Here is a 17,384-nt window from a genome sequence, read left to right as displayed (position 1 = left end):
CCACCGAGATCTACACCGTTCGGAACTCGTCGGCAGCGTCAGATGTGTATAAGAGACAGCGGCGGGGCCGGGCGCCTCGGGAGTCCTTCCGGGAGGTGCCTACCTGAGTACGGTGAACCTGCTCGTTGCAGAAGCTCCGTTCCCGGACGCCCTCATGAAGTACACGCCGTTGCTCATGCCGGCGGGGACGGCGAACTCGATGGAGTGGCTGCCGGACGCCATCTCTCCCTCGCTTTCCAGAGCTATCCTCCGGCCCTGGATGTCGTAGACCGACATCGTCACCTGGCCGGGCTCGGACAGGTAGAGGCTGAAGATGCCCGCCGTCGAGACGGGGTTGGGCATGGCGGACGAGAGCACGAGGCTCCTAGTCGATTCAGGGCCCGAACCGCCGCCGATGCCGGTGCCTATGACCGCCTGGATTGCCTCGAGCGCCTGGATCCTGCCGGAACCGTAGGTGTTCTCCTTGCCGGCCGCTCCGAGGTCGAGCGCGGTGGTCTCGAGGATCTCGTCGATCTGCGCCGGGGTGAGCGTGGAGTCGGCGGAGAGGAGAAGGGCCATCAGGCCGGCGTTGTGCGGCGTGGCCATGGAGGTGCCGCTCATCGTAGTGTAGCCGCCGATGTTGCCGTAGTCGCAGCTCAGCACGTCGACGCCGGGGGCGCACACGTCGGGGCGCAGCAGACCGGCGTTGGGGGCGGTGTCGTCATAGTCGAACCAGGGGGCGATGGCCTCCCAGTTGGCAGGGCCGCGGCTGGAGAAGTCGGCGATGTTGTTCGCGCTGTCGGTGGCGCCTACGCAGATGCAGGCCGAGAGGCCGCCCTGGGCGACCTGGTCGGGGTGCAGCCAGGGAGGCGGGCAGTCGCCGGGGGTGCGCAGGGAGGGGGCACCCGGGCCCTCGTTGCCGGCTGCGATGCTGTGGGGGATCCCGGCGGCGAGGATGTTCTCCTCCGCGGTTCTCCAGAGCGCCCTCTGGGGGTTCCATGCCGGCATGTACCCGAGGGACGTGCTCAGCACGTCGGCCCCGTGCTCGACGGCCCACTCGAAGCCGTCCATGACGTTGACCTCGGCATCGGGGCTGACGGAGGTCATGACCCTGACGGCCATGATCGTGGCGGCGGGGGCCACGCCGCAGGTGGTGCCGGCTATGCCGTTGCTGGCCACCGAACCGGCGCAGTGCGTCCCGTGGCCGCTCTCGTCCATCGGGTCGCTGTCGCCCGTGGAGATGTCCCAGCCGTAGTGGAGGCCGGCGGGGGTGTCGTGCCACATGTGGGTCGCGAGGTCGACGTGGTTGTAGTTGACGCCGGTGTCGATGATTGCGACGGTCACGCCCTCGCCCTCATACCCGAGGGCCCAGACGTCCGGGGCACCGATGTTGTCGACACCCCATGCGTTGGCCCTCGAGAGCTCGTTCGAGTTCGCCGGCCTGACGTCTATGGGCTCGATGAAGGGCGAGGTGGCGGGCCTGAAGTCGACCCACGCGACGCAGTCGAGCGCAGCGATGTTCCTGATCGCGTCGGGGGTGGCGCTGCAGCTTATGAAGTTGGCGAGCCAGTTCGTGTGCAGGCCGGTCACGCTCTCCGACGGCCAGGCCTTGAGGGCTTCAAGGACGGGAGTCTGGGTCTGCGTGGCCACGTCCATCATCACGGAGACGGCGAACTCGCGCCGTTCCTCGCGGGAGAAGCCAGTGGTGGCCTGGGCGATGTACTCGCAGTCGGCGTCGCCGACCGGCTTGATGAAGATGTCGATCGTCTCGTCGGCCCTCGCCTGTTCCATCTGTTCGGCGAGGCGCGGGGTTACGATCCCGGCGGAGGCGGCGGCAGCGGCCGCGAGGCAGAGCAGCAGGTACTTCACATGGGCCCCTCTCGGTTAGGGAAAAAACCGGTGTAGACCGTACCTTGCAGGGATGCCCGGGCACGGCGGCACACGGCCGTCATCCCCTCCAGCCCTCGAGTCCATCCATGAAGGATCTGCAGGCCTTCCTGAGAGCGGCCTCGGGCTCGTGACCCCTGATCCTGGCATAATCTACGATTTCGAAGAGCAGCCGGCCAATGCCGTCCGTTCCTGCGTCGGCGTCGGCATCTGCGACGATCTCACGGAGCCCCGGCGTCGCATCCCCCTCCCTGCCTTCGTAACCGAGGTCGGCCGCGCGCTGCTGGATCCTCCATGCTGTCTGGAGGGCCGGCATGGCGGCGGGGATGGAGTCGAAGAAGCCCCCGCGGCCCTTCTCCCCGGACTTGATCCGCTCCCACTGGCGCTCCACCTCTCCGGGCGAGAGCGCATCCACGGCCCCGAAGACGTGGGGATGCCTGCGGACGAGCTTTGCCCTTATCCCGTCCGCCACCTGGGCGAGGTCGAACCTTCCCTCCTCGTCGGCGATGACCGCATCGAGCAGGATGTGGAGGAGGAGATCGCCGAGTTCGCTCCTGAGAGCCTCCCAGTCGCCTTCCTCGGCTGCCTCCGCCACCTCGTAGGCCTCTTCGAGGAGGAACGGCCTGAGCGATGCCACCGTCTGGCTCCTGTCCCATTCGCAGCCCCCCGGGCCGCGCAGGACGAGGACCGTGTCGAGCAGTTCGGCGAGGGCGGCCGTCGCCCGCTCCCTATCCATGTATCGCACCCGGTCCGAAATCCTCCCCGGCCTCCATGAACAGCTCGGTCAGGGTGGGATGGGGGTGGACCATTTCGCCGAGCCTCGATGCCTCGATGCCCGAGTTCACTGCGACGAGCGCCTCTCCGACCAGGCTGCTGGCATCGCGGCCCACGATCTGGACCCCGATGAGCCTGCCGGTGCCGGCATGCGCGATCAGCTTCACCATCCCGTCCGTCTCGCCGAGCCCCATGGCCCTTCCGTTGGAGACATAGGCGGACTTCCTCACCTCCACGGGCACTCCCCTGCGGACCCACTCCTCCTCGCCCGGGCCCACCGACGCGACTTCGGGAATCGTGAAGACGCACGCCGGCATCCTGTCCGGATCGGGCGCCGGTCTGCCGCAGGCCTTCCCGAACATCCCGGTCACGGCGGTCAGACCCTGGGCGCTGCCGGCGTGTGCGAGCTGCCACTGTCCGGTCACGTCTCCCGCAGCGTAGATGCCGTCGACGCTCGTCTTCATCGAGGAATCGACCCTGATGCCCCTGCGGTCGAATTCCACCCCGACCTCCGACAGGCCCTCCAGGTCGAGCCTCGGGATCCTGCCTGCGGCTACCAGGAGGGCTTCCGCCTCGACCACGGCGCCATCAGAGAGCACTACGCGGGAGTGCCCGGGGCCGGCCTCGGCGGAGGCTGCCGCCCTGCCCGTCTCTATGCGCACTCCCTGCCTGGAGAGGGCGTTCCTGAGCACCTTCCTCACGTCGGGATCGATGCCAGGAAGGATGTCGTCGAGCATCTCGAGGATCGTGACGGTCACTCCGAATGTCGCCAGGATCGAAGCGAACTCGCAGCCCACCACTCCGCCCCCCACTATCGCGAGAGAGCGCGGCAGCTCCTTCCAGGCAAGGACCTCGGTGCTCGAGAGGGCTCCCTCGACGCGGAGCGGCCCTGGGAAGGCCGGCTGCGAGCCGGTCGCCAGGAGGATGTTGGCGGCCTGGAAGACCTCCCCGCCCACGGCCACAGCGTCTGCGGCCTTCAGGGAAGCCCTTCCCCCGAGGACCTCGATGCCGAGGCCGGCCATCCTGGCCTCTATCCCCTTCCTCAGACGGGTGACGACCATGTCCCTGCGCCTGGCGACGGCCGGGAAGTCGAGCTCCAGCGAACCCCTGAGCCCCATGCGCCCGGCGGTCCTGGCGGCGTGGAGGAGATCCGCGGTGGCGGCCAGCGTCTTGGTAGGGATGCAGCCCCTGTTGAGGCATGTGCCCCCGAGATCCTCCTCCTCTACTACGGCAACGCGGGCTCCGAGCTGGGAGGCCCTGATCGCCGGGACGTACCCGGCCGGGCCGGAACCTATGACTATCAGATCGTACCGGGTCATCGACTCTCCTCGGGATCGGGGAAGGAATGTGACGGAGACGCTCCACGCTGGGTATAATAACCTTTCAGACACCGAACCGGGGGGATGTTTTGACAGCTGTCCTGCTGGCCCTGGCCGTCTCGGCCCCGTCGGACTTCGTGGACGCACGCATCGAACTCCGCTGCGAAACAGGCGAGGCCTTCCTCTCCCAGGGGCTTCTCGAGGAGGCGGAGAGCGAGTTCAGGGAGGCCCTGAGGCTCGAGCCCTCGTGTCCCGCCGCCGTGCTCGGCCTGGGCAGGATCTACAGGGCCCGCGAGGCCTGGGAGCAGGCGGAGACCTGTCTGAGGCAGTACACCGACTCCTTCCCCTCCGACCCGGCAGGGCTCTTCGAGCTGGCCGGCCTCCTGATGGACATGGACAGAGCGGGGGAGGCGCTCGACTTCGCCTCGAGGGCCGCGGAATCGGCCTCCACGGACGGCAGCGCCTGGCTTCTCGCGGGACGGGCCGGGCTCGCCTCGGACGACACCACGGGTGCTGTCCGCTCGCTCGGCAGGGCACTGGAGCTTGGCGGCGCCCCCGCTCTGGAGGCATCGGTCATCATGTCCGGGATAGCACTCGCCTCCGACGACACCGACCTCGCATTCGAGCTCCTGGGGTGGGGTGTCGGGGAGGGCCATGCCCCCTCCTGCTTCAGGCTGGGAAAGCTGTACGTCTCCTGGGGCGACCTCGTGAGGGGATCGGCCCTCCTCAGGCAGAGCATACTCATCTCCCCCTCGGGCCCGTGTTCCGACTCCGCCCGGATCCTGCTCGACGAACTGGCCGGGGCGGGCTTCTTCGAGGGTCCCGTCGTGGATCCGGAAAACTGAACTCCGAGACAGGGCTGTTCGAGGATGTCCGCGAGAAGGTCCGGAGGGCCCTCTCCCGGACCCAGTCCGCCTTCGCGGAGTTCCGGGTTGAGTCGCTGTCCTCCATGTCGATGGAGCAGGGCGGAGGGACGCTCTCCGAAATCTCCTGCAGGGTCGAGACGGGCATCCATGCGAGGGTACTCGAAAACGGCTGCTGGGGCTCGGCCTCGGCCTCGGCCGACAGGGACCCGGGCAGGCTGCTCGAGGACGCCGTCCGGGCGGCTGGAACCGCCGGCGGCAGTGGCTCGGTTAGGCTCGCAAGGGCTCCGGCCACCAGGGAGGAATGGCGCCCGCGAGTGATAGAACCCGTCGAGGAGGCTCCGGTCTCGGACAAGGCCTTCCTGTGCAGGAGATACATGGAGCTCCTCGGCGCGGAGACCTCGGGGGCAGCCTGCAGGGTGGGCTACCGCGACTTCAGGAGGCTGAAGGCCGTCATCAGCTCCGCGGGATGCGACATATCCGAGGAGGAGCAGTTCTGCGGATTCCGCTTCGATGCCGTGTCGCGATCGACCGGGCTGAGGGCGACCCGCGAGAGGGCGGGCAGGGCGGGGCTCGAATTCTTCAGGTCGCGTGAGGACATCGTCAGCGAGGTTGCCGAGGAATGCTCGGCGCTCGACTCGGCCGTCCCCGCGCCCGCACCCGGGGGAAGGCTGCTGCTCGATCCCGAGATAGCCGGCGTCTTCGTCCACGAGGTGTTCGGGCATCTCTGCGAGTCGGGATCGCATCCCCTGGCCTCTTCGCTCGGGGGGTACCTCAGGCGGGGCAGCCGGATTGCCTCCGCCTGCGTCAGCATAGTGGACGATTCGACCCACTTCTCGATGCCCGGGAGCTGCGCCTTCGACGACGAGGGAACGGCGGGGGGACGGACCCAGATCGTCTCCTCCGGAGTCCTCGGGAGCCTGCTGCACACCATCGAGACGGCCGGTTCCGCGGGCGCCTCCCCTACCGGCAACGCGAGGGCGGTCGACTACAGGTCGATGCCATCGGCCAGGATGACCTGCACCTACATGGCTCCGGGGAGCATGGCCGCCGCATCCATGCCTGCGATGCTCTCCGACGGGCTGTACCTGGTAGGGGCTCTGGGCGGCTCGACGGACATGGGCTCCTTCTCGCTGACTTCGAGGCTCGGCTGGATCGTAGAGTCGGGCAGGCCCACGGTTCTCACCGGGCCGGTCACGCTCAGCGGAAGGGTCTTCGACTTCCTCAAGTCGGTGCAGTGCGTGGGCGCCGACCTCACACTGTTCAGCGGCCCCGGCGGATGCTCCAGGTCCGGTGACGGGCTGCTGCCGGTGAGCTACGGCGCGCCGCACACGCTGGTCTTCGCACAGGGAGCCGGCCGATGAGGGCGATCGGCGTCCTCGAGGCGGCTTCGAGGGTCTCCGAGGCGTCAGAGGTGCTCGAGCTGGACATATCCACGGACTCGGCCCGCCTCACTCCGGGAGGGGGCCTCGTCCGATCCTCCGGGAGCGAATCCTCGACCACCGTCAGGATCATCCGGAACGGCAGGATCGGCGTGGCGTCCGTCTCGGGGGGCGGGGGCCCGCCCGAACTCATGGACAAGGCCATTTCCGTGTCGAGGGTCGGGCCCGCGGCGTCGATCGCCTTCCCGGGCCCGTCCGAACCCGGGACGCTCGACATATCGCATCCCCTCGTCGCATCCGCGGGCCTCGAGGATCTGACGGCACTCCTGGTGGGGATCGAGGAGGAGCTGGCTTCGCGCTGGCCCAGCTCCACGGTCAGGGGAGCCGTCTCCAGGCGCACCACGGAGGTCTCCCTCGCCAACTCGTCCGGGTTCCGGGGCTCCTATTCCAAGTCGGTGCTCGAGGTAGCGCTCGTCTTCACCTTCGCCGGACCGGACGGGCTCACGGTGCGCAACTGCAGGTTCGTGACGGGTCTGCCGCTGACCGATCCGGCCAGGATCATCGAGGGGCTGATGCCCTGCCCGCAGGGCACCAGGAAGGTCTCCCCGCCGGACAGGAGCGTCCCGGCGGTCCTCTCCCCCAGGGTGCTCTCCACCCTCCTCCAGTCGCTGCGCAGCCAGGCCGCGGGCTGGACGAGGGACGGGGGGTTCTCGACGTTACAGCCGGGGATGGAGATCGCATCCACCGTCTTCACCCTGCACGACAGGCCAAGGCTCCCGTTCGGGGGCGCATCGGCGCCGTTCGACGGCGAAGGCGTCCCGACGAGCGACAGATGCCTGGTCGACGGGGGGCGCTTCGCAGGACACATTCACGACCTGTCCAGCGCCTCTGCATGCGGGGCCGCGACAACGGGCTCGGCGGGCAGGAATCCGGGCGAGCTGCCCGTGCCTGTCTGCACGAACCTGTCGCTGGAACCCGGGGGGAAGACCTTCGGAGAACTGCTCGCGGAAGCCGGCCGGGGGGTCCTCGTATCGGAACTGCTCCCTGGAGGATACGGCAGCACTTCGGAGGGGGACTTCAGGATCCCGCTCGCGGCGGCCTTCGCCGTCTCGAGTGGTCAGGTCGCGGCGCCGGTGGGCGCCGGCTGCTTCCTCGCTGGAAACGCCTCAGAGATCCTCGGGAGGATCGTCGCCGTCGAGGACACCCTCTACGGGGTGGAGTCCGACCGCCTGCCGCATGTCCTCGTCGACGGGCTCGCATTCTCCTGACGCAGGTCCGGGCGCCCCGCCTCCCATCGATCCGGCCCGCTCGCGCGAGAGGGCGCCGGCCATGGCCTTCCAGCCTCCCCAGATGGATACGGCCACGGAGAAGGCCACCAGTTCCGACAGAGTCATCCAGAGCCGGGAAGCCAGCGCCAGGAGCGGCAGGATCTCCTGTTCGCCCGCAGGGACCACCAGCCTCATCAGCCAGAGCAGGGTCACCTCGCTGACGCCAATCCCGGCGGGTGCCAGCAGGACGAGGAAACCGACGCCCACGGACGTCGGCATGAGGGCTATCCCGGGGATGAACTCCAGGTGCACCCCGAAGCTCAGTGCCAGGAGGTGGAAGGCGAGGCCGAGGAGCAGATAGACGAGGAGATAGACGGGGATGAGCTTCAGGACGCTGGAGAACCCGGGGTCCACACAGGCTATGTCCCTTCCCGTCAACCTCTTCACCAGTCCGGTCAGGCGCCTGTGCGCGCCGGGGTGGGAGGTGAGGAGCAGGGCGAAGATCACGACTCCCACGGCGATCATGGACAGGGCGAGATCGACTCCCAGCTTCCCGGATATCCGGGGCACCAGCGGGAGCGAAACCATGAGGGAGCACGTGACGATGAACAATGTCTCGAGCACCAGCCCGCGCCCGGCGGAAGCGGTGGAGACGCCGGACTGCCTCGACAGGCCCACCTTCCCGACCGCGGCCCAGACCTTCCCGGGTATGTACTTCCCCAGCAGCGAGACGAAGTGGATCGAGTACGCCTTGCGGAGCCCGAGCCGTCCGCCCGAGACCTCGCATACCCGCTTCCACGACCACGCCGCCGCCAGGAAATGGAGCTGGAGGACGGCCATGGAGGCGAGCAGGAGGAGCGGATCGAAGTTCAGGAGGGCGGAGATGCCTCCTGCCGCCCTGATGTTGTCCATCGACATGTCGACAAGGTAGCAGATGGAGGCGAGGGTGAGGAGGATCCCGGCTGCGAGCGGCACGGTGCGCCTGACGAGGGGCCTCTGCCCCCCGGAGGTTCCTGTCGGAGTCTTCCGGGGGTCTCCCGCGCTAGTCAAGCACCTTCACCCGTCCGCCGCTGGCCTTGGGCGCCTCCCTGGCACCCGCCCTGTCGCGGACGAACCCGACGAAATGGGGCAGGCAGGCCGTGTCGATCATGGCCTCGAGCGACTTCGACTCGTCGGCGGAGCCTTCCAGGAAGGCCTGGGTGAGCCTTTCCTCGAGCGTGCCGCGTCTCTTCTCCTCGGCTTCCGACGAGTCCGACCTCCAGGCTTCGGGATCGTGGAGCCGCATCAGCAGCCTCCTCGCCTCCCGCTCGTCATCCGTCACCGAACAGGCCAGGAGCCAGGCATCCCTGGTGCTCACGAGCTGGAAGAGCTGCCTGCCGAGCACCGGGAGCCCTACCACGCCGGACGCATGGAGGCTCCTTATCCCGGCAAGCCTCTTGACGAGACGATCGATGATCTTCTTCCTCGTGACGTCATCCATCCCTGCCGGGCCTCCCCCGGTCGAGCGACCGCTGGCTCCAGACCGTCCTCTCGATGGTCCGGAGCGATTCGTCGATCCCGGAGAGGCGTCCGACCACGGAATCGAAGCCGTGCAGGGCCCCGGCGGTGATCTCGACGCCCTCCGGCGTACTCTCGAAGCTCCCGATCACGCAGTTCTCGTGGATCCAGTTCTCCAGCCTGCCATCCCTGACGAGGAGTCTGAGCGTGAACCACTCCAGGCGGCTCCGCCTCTCCTCCTCGACGGCTGACAGGAGTTCGTCCACTCCCCGGCCGGTCAGCGCCGAGACGAGCAGGCCGCCCGACGGCAGGGATCCGGGGTCGGCGATGTCGATCTTGTTCCACACCATCAGCCTGGGCACGCTGCCGGCGCCTATCCTCTCGAGGGTGCTCTTCACGGCCTCGTTCTGGACGTCGCGGCAGGGATGCGAGGCATCACCCACCACGAGCACGAGATCGGCATCCCTGACGACGGCGAGGGTGCTGTAGAAGCTGGCGACGAGCCCTTCCGGAAGCCTCTCGATGAAACCGACGGTATCGGAGAAGACCACCGATCCCGCCCCTCCGCGGTAGAGCCTGCGGGTCGTCGAGTCGAGCGTGGCGAAGAGCCGGTCGGCGCTGTAGGCGCCGGATCCGCAGATGCGGTTGAGGAGCGTGCTCTTGCCGGTGTTCGTGTACCCGGCGAGGGCCACGCTGAAGGCTTCCGACCTCCTGCCGGCCAGCCTGTCGCGCCTGCCGGCGATCTTCTCCAGCTCCTTCTCGAGAAGCCGGATGCGGGTCCTGGCCTTCCTCCTGTCGACCTCGAGCTGTGTCTCACCGGGCCCCCTGGTGCCGATGCCGCCGCCGAGCCGTGAGAAGTGGTGCCACATGCCGCTGAGCCTGGGCAGTGCGTACTTGAGCTGGGCCAGCTCGACCTGGAGCTTCGCCTCCGCCGTCCGGGCCTGCCCTGCGAAGATGGACATGATGAGTTCGGTGCGGTCGAGGACCTTGCACTCCGTGGCCTCCTCCAGGCGGGAGACCTGGGCGGGTGAGAGATTGTGGTCGAAGACGATCGAGGACACGCCTCCGGCCTGGGCGGCGGCCTTGATCTCCTCGAGCTTTCCCTTGCCTACGAAGGTCGCGTGATCGGGCACCGGCCTGTTCTGGGTGACGAAGCCGACGACCCGCCCCCCTGCGGTGTGCACGAGCGAGGCCAGCTCCTCGGGCGCCCCGGGGGAGGGTGTTTCGTTGCCGAGAGTCACCGCGACGGCGAGGAAGAGTTCCTCTCCGGTGGCTTCCCTCTCCTGTGCGCAGGCCCTGGCGGGCATTCCCCTGGCTGGGCCGGCCTCAGCGGACCGGCCTGACTCCGGCCTGACGCTCGACGAGCTTCCTGGCGGAATCGACATCGAGCCTCTTCACGAGGGCAACTTCGCCGGCGAGCACGCCTACGGCCTCGGAGAGGACCCGCTTCTCGGACGGATTGACCTTGCTGTGACCGGAACGGGCTACGATGTCGCGTACCGCCGTCGCCACGAGCCTGGGGTCGCCGCTGTGCACGCGCTCGCGGAGGCTCTCGATCCTGCGCCTCCAGTCGCCGGGAAGCTCTTCGGGGTTTCCGCCCAGCATGTCCAGGGCGGTGTCGAGGGTGCCCTCGTCGACGATGTGCCGCAGGCCGGTATCGTCCAGGCTCTCGACGGGGAGGAGCACTCCGGCGTTGCCCACCATGAGATCGACGACGACACATTCCGTGCACTCGCCCGAGATGTTCTTCACCGAGATGTCGCTGATCCGGCCGGCGCCATGGATGGGGTGCACCACCATGTCGCTCACGGAGAACTGCATTCTCTCGGCCTGGATGATCCCTGACATGACCCCAGTCACTTCAGACGGCATACTCTCAACTCCTGCCTAATAGGACCCAGAAATCCGGCACGGGAACGCTGTCCGGCGGACCGGCGACTTCGTCTGGAACAGCCTGCAGCAACTGCCTGACGCACCCCTCGAAACCGGGGAGCAGGCCCGAATCTGTCCGGTAGAGAAAAGTCGTCCTGTCGAGGAGGGCAGCGAGACCGATCTCCTCGTTGGGGCTCCGGTCTCCGTCCCGGGCATCGACCACTGATATAAGATACTCAATTCCTCCGAGTTCGACACATCGCCCGTCGAGGAGCGCCTTCGTCCAGGAGGCGGGCCCGGCGCCGTCGAGGGTGTACTGGAGACCCTGGTTCACCACGTCGACGTAGATCGTGTCTGCGGGCGACGATGGATCGCGCAGGACGGAGGCGTTCACGCCCGGGTAGGAGAGGTCGGTTCCCAGCAGGATAGTGACGTCGACAGGGAGGATGACCATCGTCGTATCCCATGCGGCCAGGCTTTCCGCGAGCGGCCACTCCGGCTGCCCCCGCAGGCCCGCACCTGGTTCGCTGCGCCTGACCAGGAGGACGGATGAAGTCCTGCGGGCCCCGGTGGAGGGATAGGCGTGCGGGTAGTCGCGCGCAGGGCCCTCCCTGAAGGCCGAAGCCGCACCCCCTGCGCCCGTGCAGTTGGAGATCCACACCACGGCATCCGCCACGGATGCACCCCCGGGTACGGCGGCGCTGTCGGCCGCCGGTGGCAGCGTGTCGGCCGGAGGCGTCGCGAGGGTGTCGGGAGGGGGTTCCACGGGGGGCCCCGACCCGCCCGGGCCGTCGGAAGGGCCCGGCGAGAACAGCACGTAGACCACGGCCAGGATGGCGAGCGCGGCGATGATGACGACCGGGAGAAGCCCCCTCCGCCTCCTCCTGTCGGGTCCGGCGGGAGGTTCCGCCATGGGCGGCATCACTGCGGCGGATTCGGAATGCGGGGCGGGGGGGACCGCGAGTTCGAGCCCGCGGAGGAGGCCCAGCACTTCCGCCATGTTGGACGGCCTGTCGCCCGGGTCTTCGGCGACCATCCTCTCGACCACGGATCTGAGATCCGGATCCATCGAATTCCATGCCCGTATGACCGAATCGTGGTCGTCGGCCCCGGCCAGCAGCCTGGTCAGGAAGGTGCCGAGAGCGAACACGTCGCTCCGTGGATCGATGGGCCTCGTGCCCACGGCCTCCGGAGCCGAGAAGTGGCTCTCGGGCACGCCCCTGAGACCCGCCGTGACGGTGATGGTCCCGTCAGGAGCCCTGAAGACGCTCTCCGGGCCGATGTAGCCGAGGACCATCCCCTTCAGGTGAAGGTTCCGGAGCACTCCGCCGAGGGAGATGGCCGTGTCGAGCGCCCTGCGCGCGGGCATGCCGCCGGATCCCATCTCTTCGATGAGGCTCCTGCCCATGATGTCGCGGAAGAACACCAGCCTGTGCCCGGAGTCGGTCTTCCGGTCGGCGACGGGCCTGGCCAGCCCCTGAAGGGAGGGCCACGCCACCGGAGTGCTGCCGGGTCCGGCCGGAGCGGCCTCGGCATAGCACAGGCCGCCGCGCACCTCGACCCTTGCGAGCAGGTATCCGGGTTCCTCCAGGAGGACCTGGCGGACCTTCACCGCGCCGGAGAGGACTTCAGAAAGCATCTGACTCCGTGGAGTAGTTGGGGGCCTCCTTGGTGATCATCACGTCGTGGGCATGGCTCTCGCGCAACCCGGCCGAAGTGATCCGGACGAACCTCGCCCTGGCCGGGAGTTCGGGGAGGCTGGCAGCGCCGACATAGCCCATGCCGGCCCTCAGCCCTCCGTTGAGCTGGAACACGTAGTCCCTGAGCGGACCCTTGAAGGGGACCATGCCCTCTATGCCTTCGGGAACGAGCTTCCTCTGGTCACGGCCCTCCTGGAAGTATCTGTCGGCGCTTCCCTCGCGCATGGCGCCCAGCGAGCCCATCCCTCTGTAGATCTTGAACTTGCGGCCCTTGTAGATGATGGTCTCCCCGGGGCTCTCGGTGGTGCCGGCGAAGAGGCTGCCTATCATCACGGAACTGGCTCCCGCCGCGAGCGCCTTCACTATGTCGCCCGAGTACTTGATGCCCCCGTCGGCGATCGTGCGCAGCCCCCTTGCGGACGCGGCCCGTGAGCATTCGAGGACCGCGCTGACCTGGGGGCATCCGACGCCGGCGACGACCCTGGTGGTGCAGATCGAGCCCGGGCCCACGCCGATCTTGATGCAGTCGGCCCCGGCGTCTGCGAGGGCGTCGACGGCCGCAGGCGTCACGACGTTCCCCGCCACTATCGCCATGTCGGGAAATGTGGAGCGCAGCGAGCCGACCATTGCGATGACCCTGGAGGAGTGACCGTGGGAGGTATCGACGAACAGACAGTCCACCCCTGCTTCGACGAGGGCGGCGGCCCTCTCGGCGGCCTCGGCGCCGACGCCCACTGCCGCACCGACCCTGAGCCTGCCCCTGGAATCCTTGCAGGCCTCGGGATAGGCGATGGCCTTGTGAACATCCTTCGCGGTGACCAGGCCCTTGATCCTCATGCCGGAGTCGACGAGGGGCAGCTTCTCCAGCCTGTGCGCCCTGAGGAGGAGGAGAGCCTCCCCGGCATCCGTCCCCTGGGGGGCGGTGATGAGCCGGTCGGCCGGGGTCATGAGTTCACGGACGGGCCTGTCCATGTCCTCCTCGAACTGGTAGTCGCGGTTGGTGAGCATGCCCACCAGCCTGTCGCCATCCACCACCGGGAACCCCGAGATGCCGTTCCTGGAGGCCAGGGCGACCGCGTCGCGGAGCAGGGCGTCGACCGAAATGGTCACCGGATCGACCACTATCCCGCTCTCGGACCTCTTCACCCGCCTCACGTGCCCGCACTGGGATTCGATCGACAGGTTCTTGTGGATGACCCCCATGCCGCCCTCCTGGGCGAGGGCGATGGCCATCTCGGATTCGGTGACCGTGTCCATCGCGGCGCTCACGATGGGTATCCGGAGGGCGATGTCTCGGGCGAGAACGGTTCGCAGGTCGACCTCGGAGGGGATGACCTCGGAGTAGCCGGGGAGCAGGAGTACGTCGTCGAACGTGAACTTCTCGGGCCAGTCGGCTCCGCCGTTGGTGGGCATGCGGATCTAGTCGGCCCAGTAGATGATGCGGCCGCAGATCGAGCAGGTCCTGACCTGCTCGTTCCTGTCGCCGGCGTAGTTGACCGACGTCGGCAGCATCGTGAAGCAGCCGCTGCACCTGTTCTGCACCACGGGGACCACCGCGTTGCCGTATCGCGAGCTGATCTGGCCGTAGAGGGCGTACCACCTCTTCCTGATGGATTCGACCAGGACGTCACGCATCTTGCCCAGTTCGACCAGGGCCTGATCCGGCGAGAGGCCCAGCCCCTCCTCCTGCTGACGAATGTCGGCCCTGCCCAGGTCGGCGATCATGGTGTCCAGATCGTGCAGACTGATCAACTTTTCGAGATCCTGATGCATCTTACCCGCCCTGGATGAGGTCGAGCCCCAGGAGCTCGGCCAGCTTCTCCGGCGATGAGGCGCCGGTGATCCTCTCCGGACCGTTGTTCTTCATGTGGGATGCGAGATGGGCGATGAGGTCCATGTGTTCCTGGGGGCCGCTGGGCTTGACCGGCGAGATGAACAGGACGACCACTCCGGCCGGCTCGTCGGGCCAGGGGATGCCCGAGGAGGAGCGGCCGATGGCTATCACCAGGTCGTCCATGAGGATGCTCCTGCAGTGGGGCATAGCGATCCCCGGGGTCACCAGGGTGGCGCCCGCCTGCTCCCTGGTGTGGAGAGCCTTGATGAGCATCTCCCTGGAGTGGGCGCCGATGTTCGGAACGGAGGCGAGGAGTTCTGTCAGCGCTGAGTCACGGTCTGTTGACTGGAGGTCCCATACGCAGTAGCATGATTTGTTCAAGCGACACTCCTTTGCAGGCTGGTTCTCGAAATATAGGTGTCCCGGAACGGCCTGAAAAGAAGCAGCGGAGTCCGGGCGGGCAGCCCGGCGGAGGCGTTGATCAGGTGATGCTCCCGGAGTCGATTGCCGTCCTCAGGGTGACCGACGGAGTGGCTTCTTCGAACGACGTGCTCGACAGAGTCCTCGGGTTCCGGGAGGATCTGAAGGCCATGGTCGCGGGGATGCCCGTCGGGCTCTGGCCCATGGTGGTGGACGGTGCGCTGATGGCGGTGCACTGCTTCCAGCATGGGAACGAGCGCCTGATGATAGTCCAGAGAACCGACAGGAGCGCCCATGCTGCCTTCCTGTCCGCCATGAGCGACGGCCTCCTCTCCGTGCTGTTCGATTCCGCCGGGACGATCTACAGCTCTTCCTCATCCTCCGATGCCCCCGGGCCGTTCGACCTCTCTCAGCTCACCGGGGTTTCCGGGCTCGTGGCGCCCTCGAGCCTTCCGACCTTCTGGTCCGCCGTTGCAGAGTGCAGGATGATGGAACGGGTCCAGCCCTTCTCGATCGAAATCCTCCAGGGCGGCAGGACCCACACGATGATCGCCTCGGTCCGGCTGCTGCCGGGAGGGCTCCTCCTCCTCGGCATCTCCTCCCCCTCGATGGACCTGTCGGCCTTCCCGGCCCCCGACTCCTCCATAGTCGAGACGATCCTCGGGAGCGTGCCCGCCCCGGCCATGATCATCGATGCCGGGGGTCGCATCAGATGGATCAACAGGTCCATGGAGGCCATGGCGGAATCGTTCGGTGCGGGGGAGGTCACCGGGACGGACATATGGCAATGGGTCCCCGAGGCGGACCGGGCGGGACTGTCGGTAATCCACGAGATGCGCCTGAAGAAGGGGTTCGCCCCGTTCCGCAGGGACATCTCGATCATATCGCCGAGCGGCATGCAGATCGGTGCGGAGGTCACGTCGATCCTCATGCCCGACAGCGACGAAACCCTCGTCTTCATCAGGCCTTCCGGCGACGAGTCCCCCTCGGGGCTGGAAACCGGGCCCATCGGCACCCTTTCCAGGATGATGGACGAGGGCAGGGATCAGGCCGATCAGATGCGGCTCGCGCTCGACCTCCTGAAGATGGGGACCGGAGCGGGCGGCGTGTCGGTCTCCACGGGCGGCAGGGTGTACACCTCCGGCGACGTCCCTCTCCAGGCCGACGGCGCGGAAGGATCGGAGCCGCAGCCCGAGAACGGCTCGGAGCGATGGTCGGGATCGGTCGAGAAAGGCTTCTCGTACGGCATATCCACACGCCTCCGCGGGGGGATGGCCCGGATCGCCCTCTACGGGCTGAAGTCCGGCACGATCTCCTCTCTCGCCAGGTTCGTGCTCTCGCTCGCGCCGTACCTCACCGACCTGGCCATGTCGGCCTCGGCTCAGCGGAGCATCATGAACACCGCCTCCACGATCCTGGACACGTGGGACTTCATGCGGATGGGCGATTCCGGGCCCGAGAAGTTCCTCGCCAGGGCGGCCGACGTCACCGGAGCGGAGGCGATGATAGCATGGGGTCCTCCCGGCCCCGACGGAGCTCTCCAGCCCGTCGTCTCCTGCGGCGTGTCCACGGAGCCCGAGCCGCTGAACCTGACTTCGGAGACCGCTCCCGGCTGGTCGTACACCCACAGCGAGCCGGCCTACGTTGCCGACTCCGCCTCGGACGGCAGGTTCAGCCCGTCGGTGCGGGGATTCCGGAGCGAGGTCGCGGTTCCGCTGCTGAGGCGCCAGGGCAGGGCGACGGGTGTGCTCCTGGCGCTTTCCAGGCAGCCCGGCGCATTCCCCAACCCTGCACCCAACCTGATCCGGCTCATTTCGATACCGCTGTCCCTCTGGCTCTTCCCCGAAGGGCGCCCGTCCGTCGACGGGCAGGGCAAGCCCGCCGAGGATCCAGCCGGGCGTTCGGACATGGAGGACATCCTCCTGAGCCTCAGCCACAGGATGAGGGCTCCCGTGACCGCCATGAAGGGTTTCTGCGACATGCTGGCCTCGGGGAAGCTGGGCGAACTCGGCCCCGATCAGCTCGATGCGGTAGGGTCCCTCTCCAGGTCCACCCTCCAGGTCTCGGAGCAGGTCGAGAGGCTGCTGTCGTTCCTCAGGCTCGAGATCCAGCACGACAGGGGGGAGGGGGCCTGGGGCAGGCCCTCGGAGATCCTGGAAACCGTCCTGAAGAACCTGGAGTCGAGGATCTCGGAGCGCGGGGTCGAGATCGTCACCGATCTCCCCCAGACGCCGTTCACGGCGTTCTTCGAGAGGCAGAGGCTCGAGGAGGTCATCTGGAACCTGCTCGACAACGCACTGAGGCACACTCCCGTGGGAGGCTCGATCACGGTCAGGATGCGCGGCGAACAGTCCACCTGGACGCTGGACGTGGAGGACACCGGTTCGGGCATACCTGCCAAGTCGCTTCCCTACGTCTTCGACCGGTTCTACAGGGGTGACGGCGAGGAGTCGCAGGGCCTGGGCATCGGCCTCTCGATAGTCAGGAGGTTCACCGACGGCATGGGAGGCACCATCAACGTGTTCAGCCGGGAGGGCAGGGGATCGCGCTTCATGCTCCGCCTGCCGGTGCCGGGCAGGCAGGAGTAGG

The 17,384-nt window shown here is 67.7% G+C and carries 15 protein-coding genes; 4 read left to right on the top strand and 11 right to left on the bottom strand.

From position 1 onward, the window contains the following. Positions 1-99 precede the first annotated feature (99 nt). The 3 genes from QUS11_11575 to lpdA form a co-directional block, all read right to left on the bottom strand. Positions 100-1,848, bottom strand: coding sequence for a S8 family serine peptidase (locus tag QUS11_11575; GenBank protein ID MDM7993937.1), 1,749 nt, complete (start codon positions 1,846-1,848; stop codon positions 100-102). A 79-nt stretch (positions 1,849-1,927) separates the two neighbouring features. Next, positions 1,928-2,602: a MazG family protein gene (locus QUS11_11570; GenBank protein ID MDM7993936.1), complete on the bottom strand. Its 675-nt coding sequence runs from the start codon at positions 2,600-2,602 to the stop codon at positions 1,928-1,930. Next, positions 2,595-3,959, bottom strand: coding sequence for a dihydrolipoyl dehydrogenase (gene lpdA / locus QUS11_11565; protein ID MDM7993935.1), 1,365 nt, complete (start codon positions 3,957-3,959; stop codon positions 2,595-2,597). The genes QUS11_11570 and lpdA overlap by 8 nt, the downstream gene beginning before the upstream one ends. Before the next feature lie 89 nt (positions 3,960-4,048). Here lpdA and QUS11_11560 point away from each other — a divergent pair, with 89 nt between their 5' ends. The 3 genes from QUS11_11560 (at position 4,049) to QUS11_11550 (ending at position 7,472) form a co-directional block, all read left to right on the top strand. Next, positions 4,049-4,804, top strand: coding sequence for a tetratricopeptide repeat protein (locus QUS11_11560; GenBank protein ID MDM7993934.1), 756 nt, complete (start codon positions 4,049-4,051; stop codon positions 4,802-4,804). A gap of 104 nt (positions 4,805-4,908) precedes the next feature. After that, positions 4,909-6,186: a TldD/PmbA family protein gene (locus QUS11_11555; protein MDM7993933.1), complete on the top strand. Its 1,278-nt coding sequence runs from the start codon at positions 4,909-4,911 to the stop codon at positions 6,184-6,186. Then, positions 6,183-7,472: a metallopeptidase TldD-related protein gene (locus QUS11_11550; protein ID MDM7993932.1), complete on the top strand. Its 1,290-nt coding sequence runs from the start codon at positions 6,183-6,185 to the stop codon at positions 7,470-7,472. The genes QUS11_11555 and QUS11_11550 overlap by 4 nt, the downstream gene beginning before the upstream one ends. Here QUS11_11550 and QUS11_11545 read toward each other — a convergent pair. From QUS11_11545 to QUS11_11510, 8 genes are read right to left on the bottom strand one after another with little or no spacing between them, the layout of a single operon-like run. Beyond that, positions 7,371-8,522 (bottom strand): lysylphosphatidylglycerol synthase domain-containing protein, encoded by a 1,152-nt coding sequence (locus QUS11_11545; GenBank protein ID MDM7993931.1) that lies wholly within the window; start codon positions 8,520-8,522, stop codon positions 7,371-7,373. The two genes, QUS11_11550 and QUS11_11545, sit on opposite strands and share 102 nt — an antisense overlap. After that, positions 8,515-8,952, bottom strand: coding sequence for a hypothetical protein (locus tag QUS11_11540; GenBank protein MDM7993930.1), 438 nt, complete (start codon positions 8,950-8,952; stop codon positions 8,515-8,517). Before QUS11_11540 ends, QUS11_11545 begins: the two co-directional genes overlap by 8 nt. Then, positions 8,945-10,276 carry a GTPase HflX gene (gene hflX / locus QUS11_11535; protein MDM7993929.1) on the bottom strand — a complete coding sequence of 444 codons (1,332 nt, stop codon included), beginning with the start codon at positions 10,274-10,276 and terminating at the stop codon, positions 8,945-8,947. Before hflX ends, QUS11_11540 begins: the two co-directional genes overlap by 8 nt. Positions 10,277-10,295: 19 nt before the next feature. After that, on the bottom strand, positions 10,296-10,817 hold the full coding sequence (locus QUS11_11530) for a CarD family transcriptional regulator (GenBank protein ID MDM7993928.1): 522 nt from the start codon (positions 10,815-10,817) through the stop codon (positions 10,296-10,298). Between the two features lie 28 nt (positions 10,818-10,845). Further along, positions 10,846-12,480: a hypothetical protein gene (locus QUS11_11525; GenBank protein MDM7993927.1), complete on the bottom strand. Its 1,635-nt coding sequence runs from the start codon at positions 12,478-12,480 to the stop codon at positions 10,846-10,848. After that, positions 12,470-13,954, bottom strand: coding sequence for an IMP dehydrogenase (gene guaB / locus QUS11_11520; protein ID MDM7993926.1), 1,485 nt, complete (start codon positions 13,952-13,954; stop codon positions 12,470-12,472). Before guaB ends, QUS11_11525 begins: the two co-directional genes overlap by 11 nt. A gap of 6 nt (positions 13,955-13,960) precedes the next feature. Beyond that, positions 13,961-14,293: a hypothetical protein gene (locus QUS11_11515; GenBank protein MDM7993925.1), complete on the bottom strand. Its 333-nt coding sequence runs from the start codon at positions 14,291-14,293 to the stop codon at positions 13,961-13,963. Positions 14,294-14,315: 22 nt separating this feature from the next. After that, a complete protein-coding gene (locus QUS11_11510; protein ID MDM7993924.1) occupies positions 14,316-14,756 on the bottom strand; it encodes a PTS sugar transporter subunit IIA in 441 nt (146 codons plus the stop codon). 107 nt (positions 14,757-14,863) lie between these two features. Between QUS11_11510 and QUS11_11505 the strand changes: the two genes are divergently transcribed. Next, positions 14,864-17,383 carry a PAS domain-containing sensor histidine kinase gene (locus tag QUS11_11505; GenBank protein ID MDM7993923.1) on the top strand — a complete coding sequence of 840 codons (2,520 nt, stop codon included), beginning with the start codon at positions 14,864-14,866 and terminating at the stop codon, positions 17,381-17,383. The last annotated feature ends 1 nt before the right edge of the window (position 17,384 follow it).

The sequence above is a fragment of the Candidatus Fermentibacter sp. genome (assembly GCA_030373045.1).
In the GTDB taxonomy this organism is placed as follows: Bacteria; Fermentibacterota; Fermentibacteria; order Fermentibacterales; family Fermentibacteraceae; genus Fermentibacter.
The sequence above is the reverse complement of the archived record's forward strand: the minus strand, read 5'-3'. Positions and strand labels throughout refer to the sequence as shown.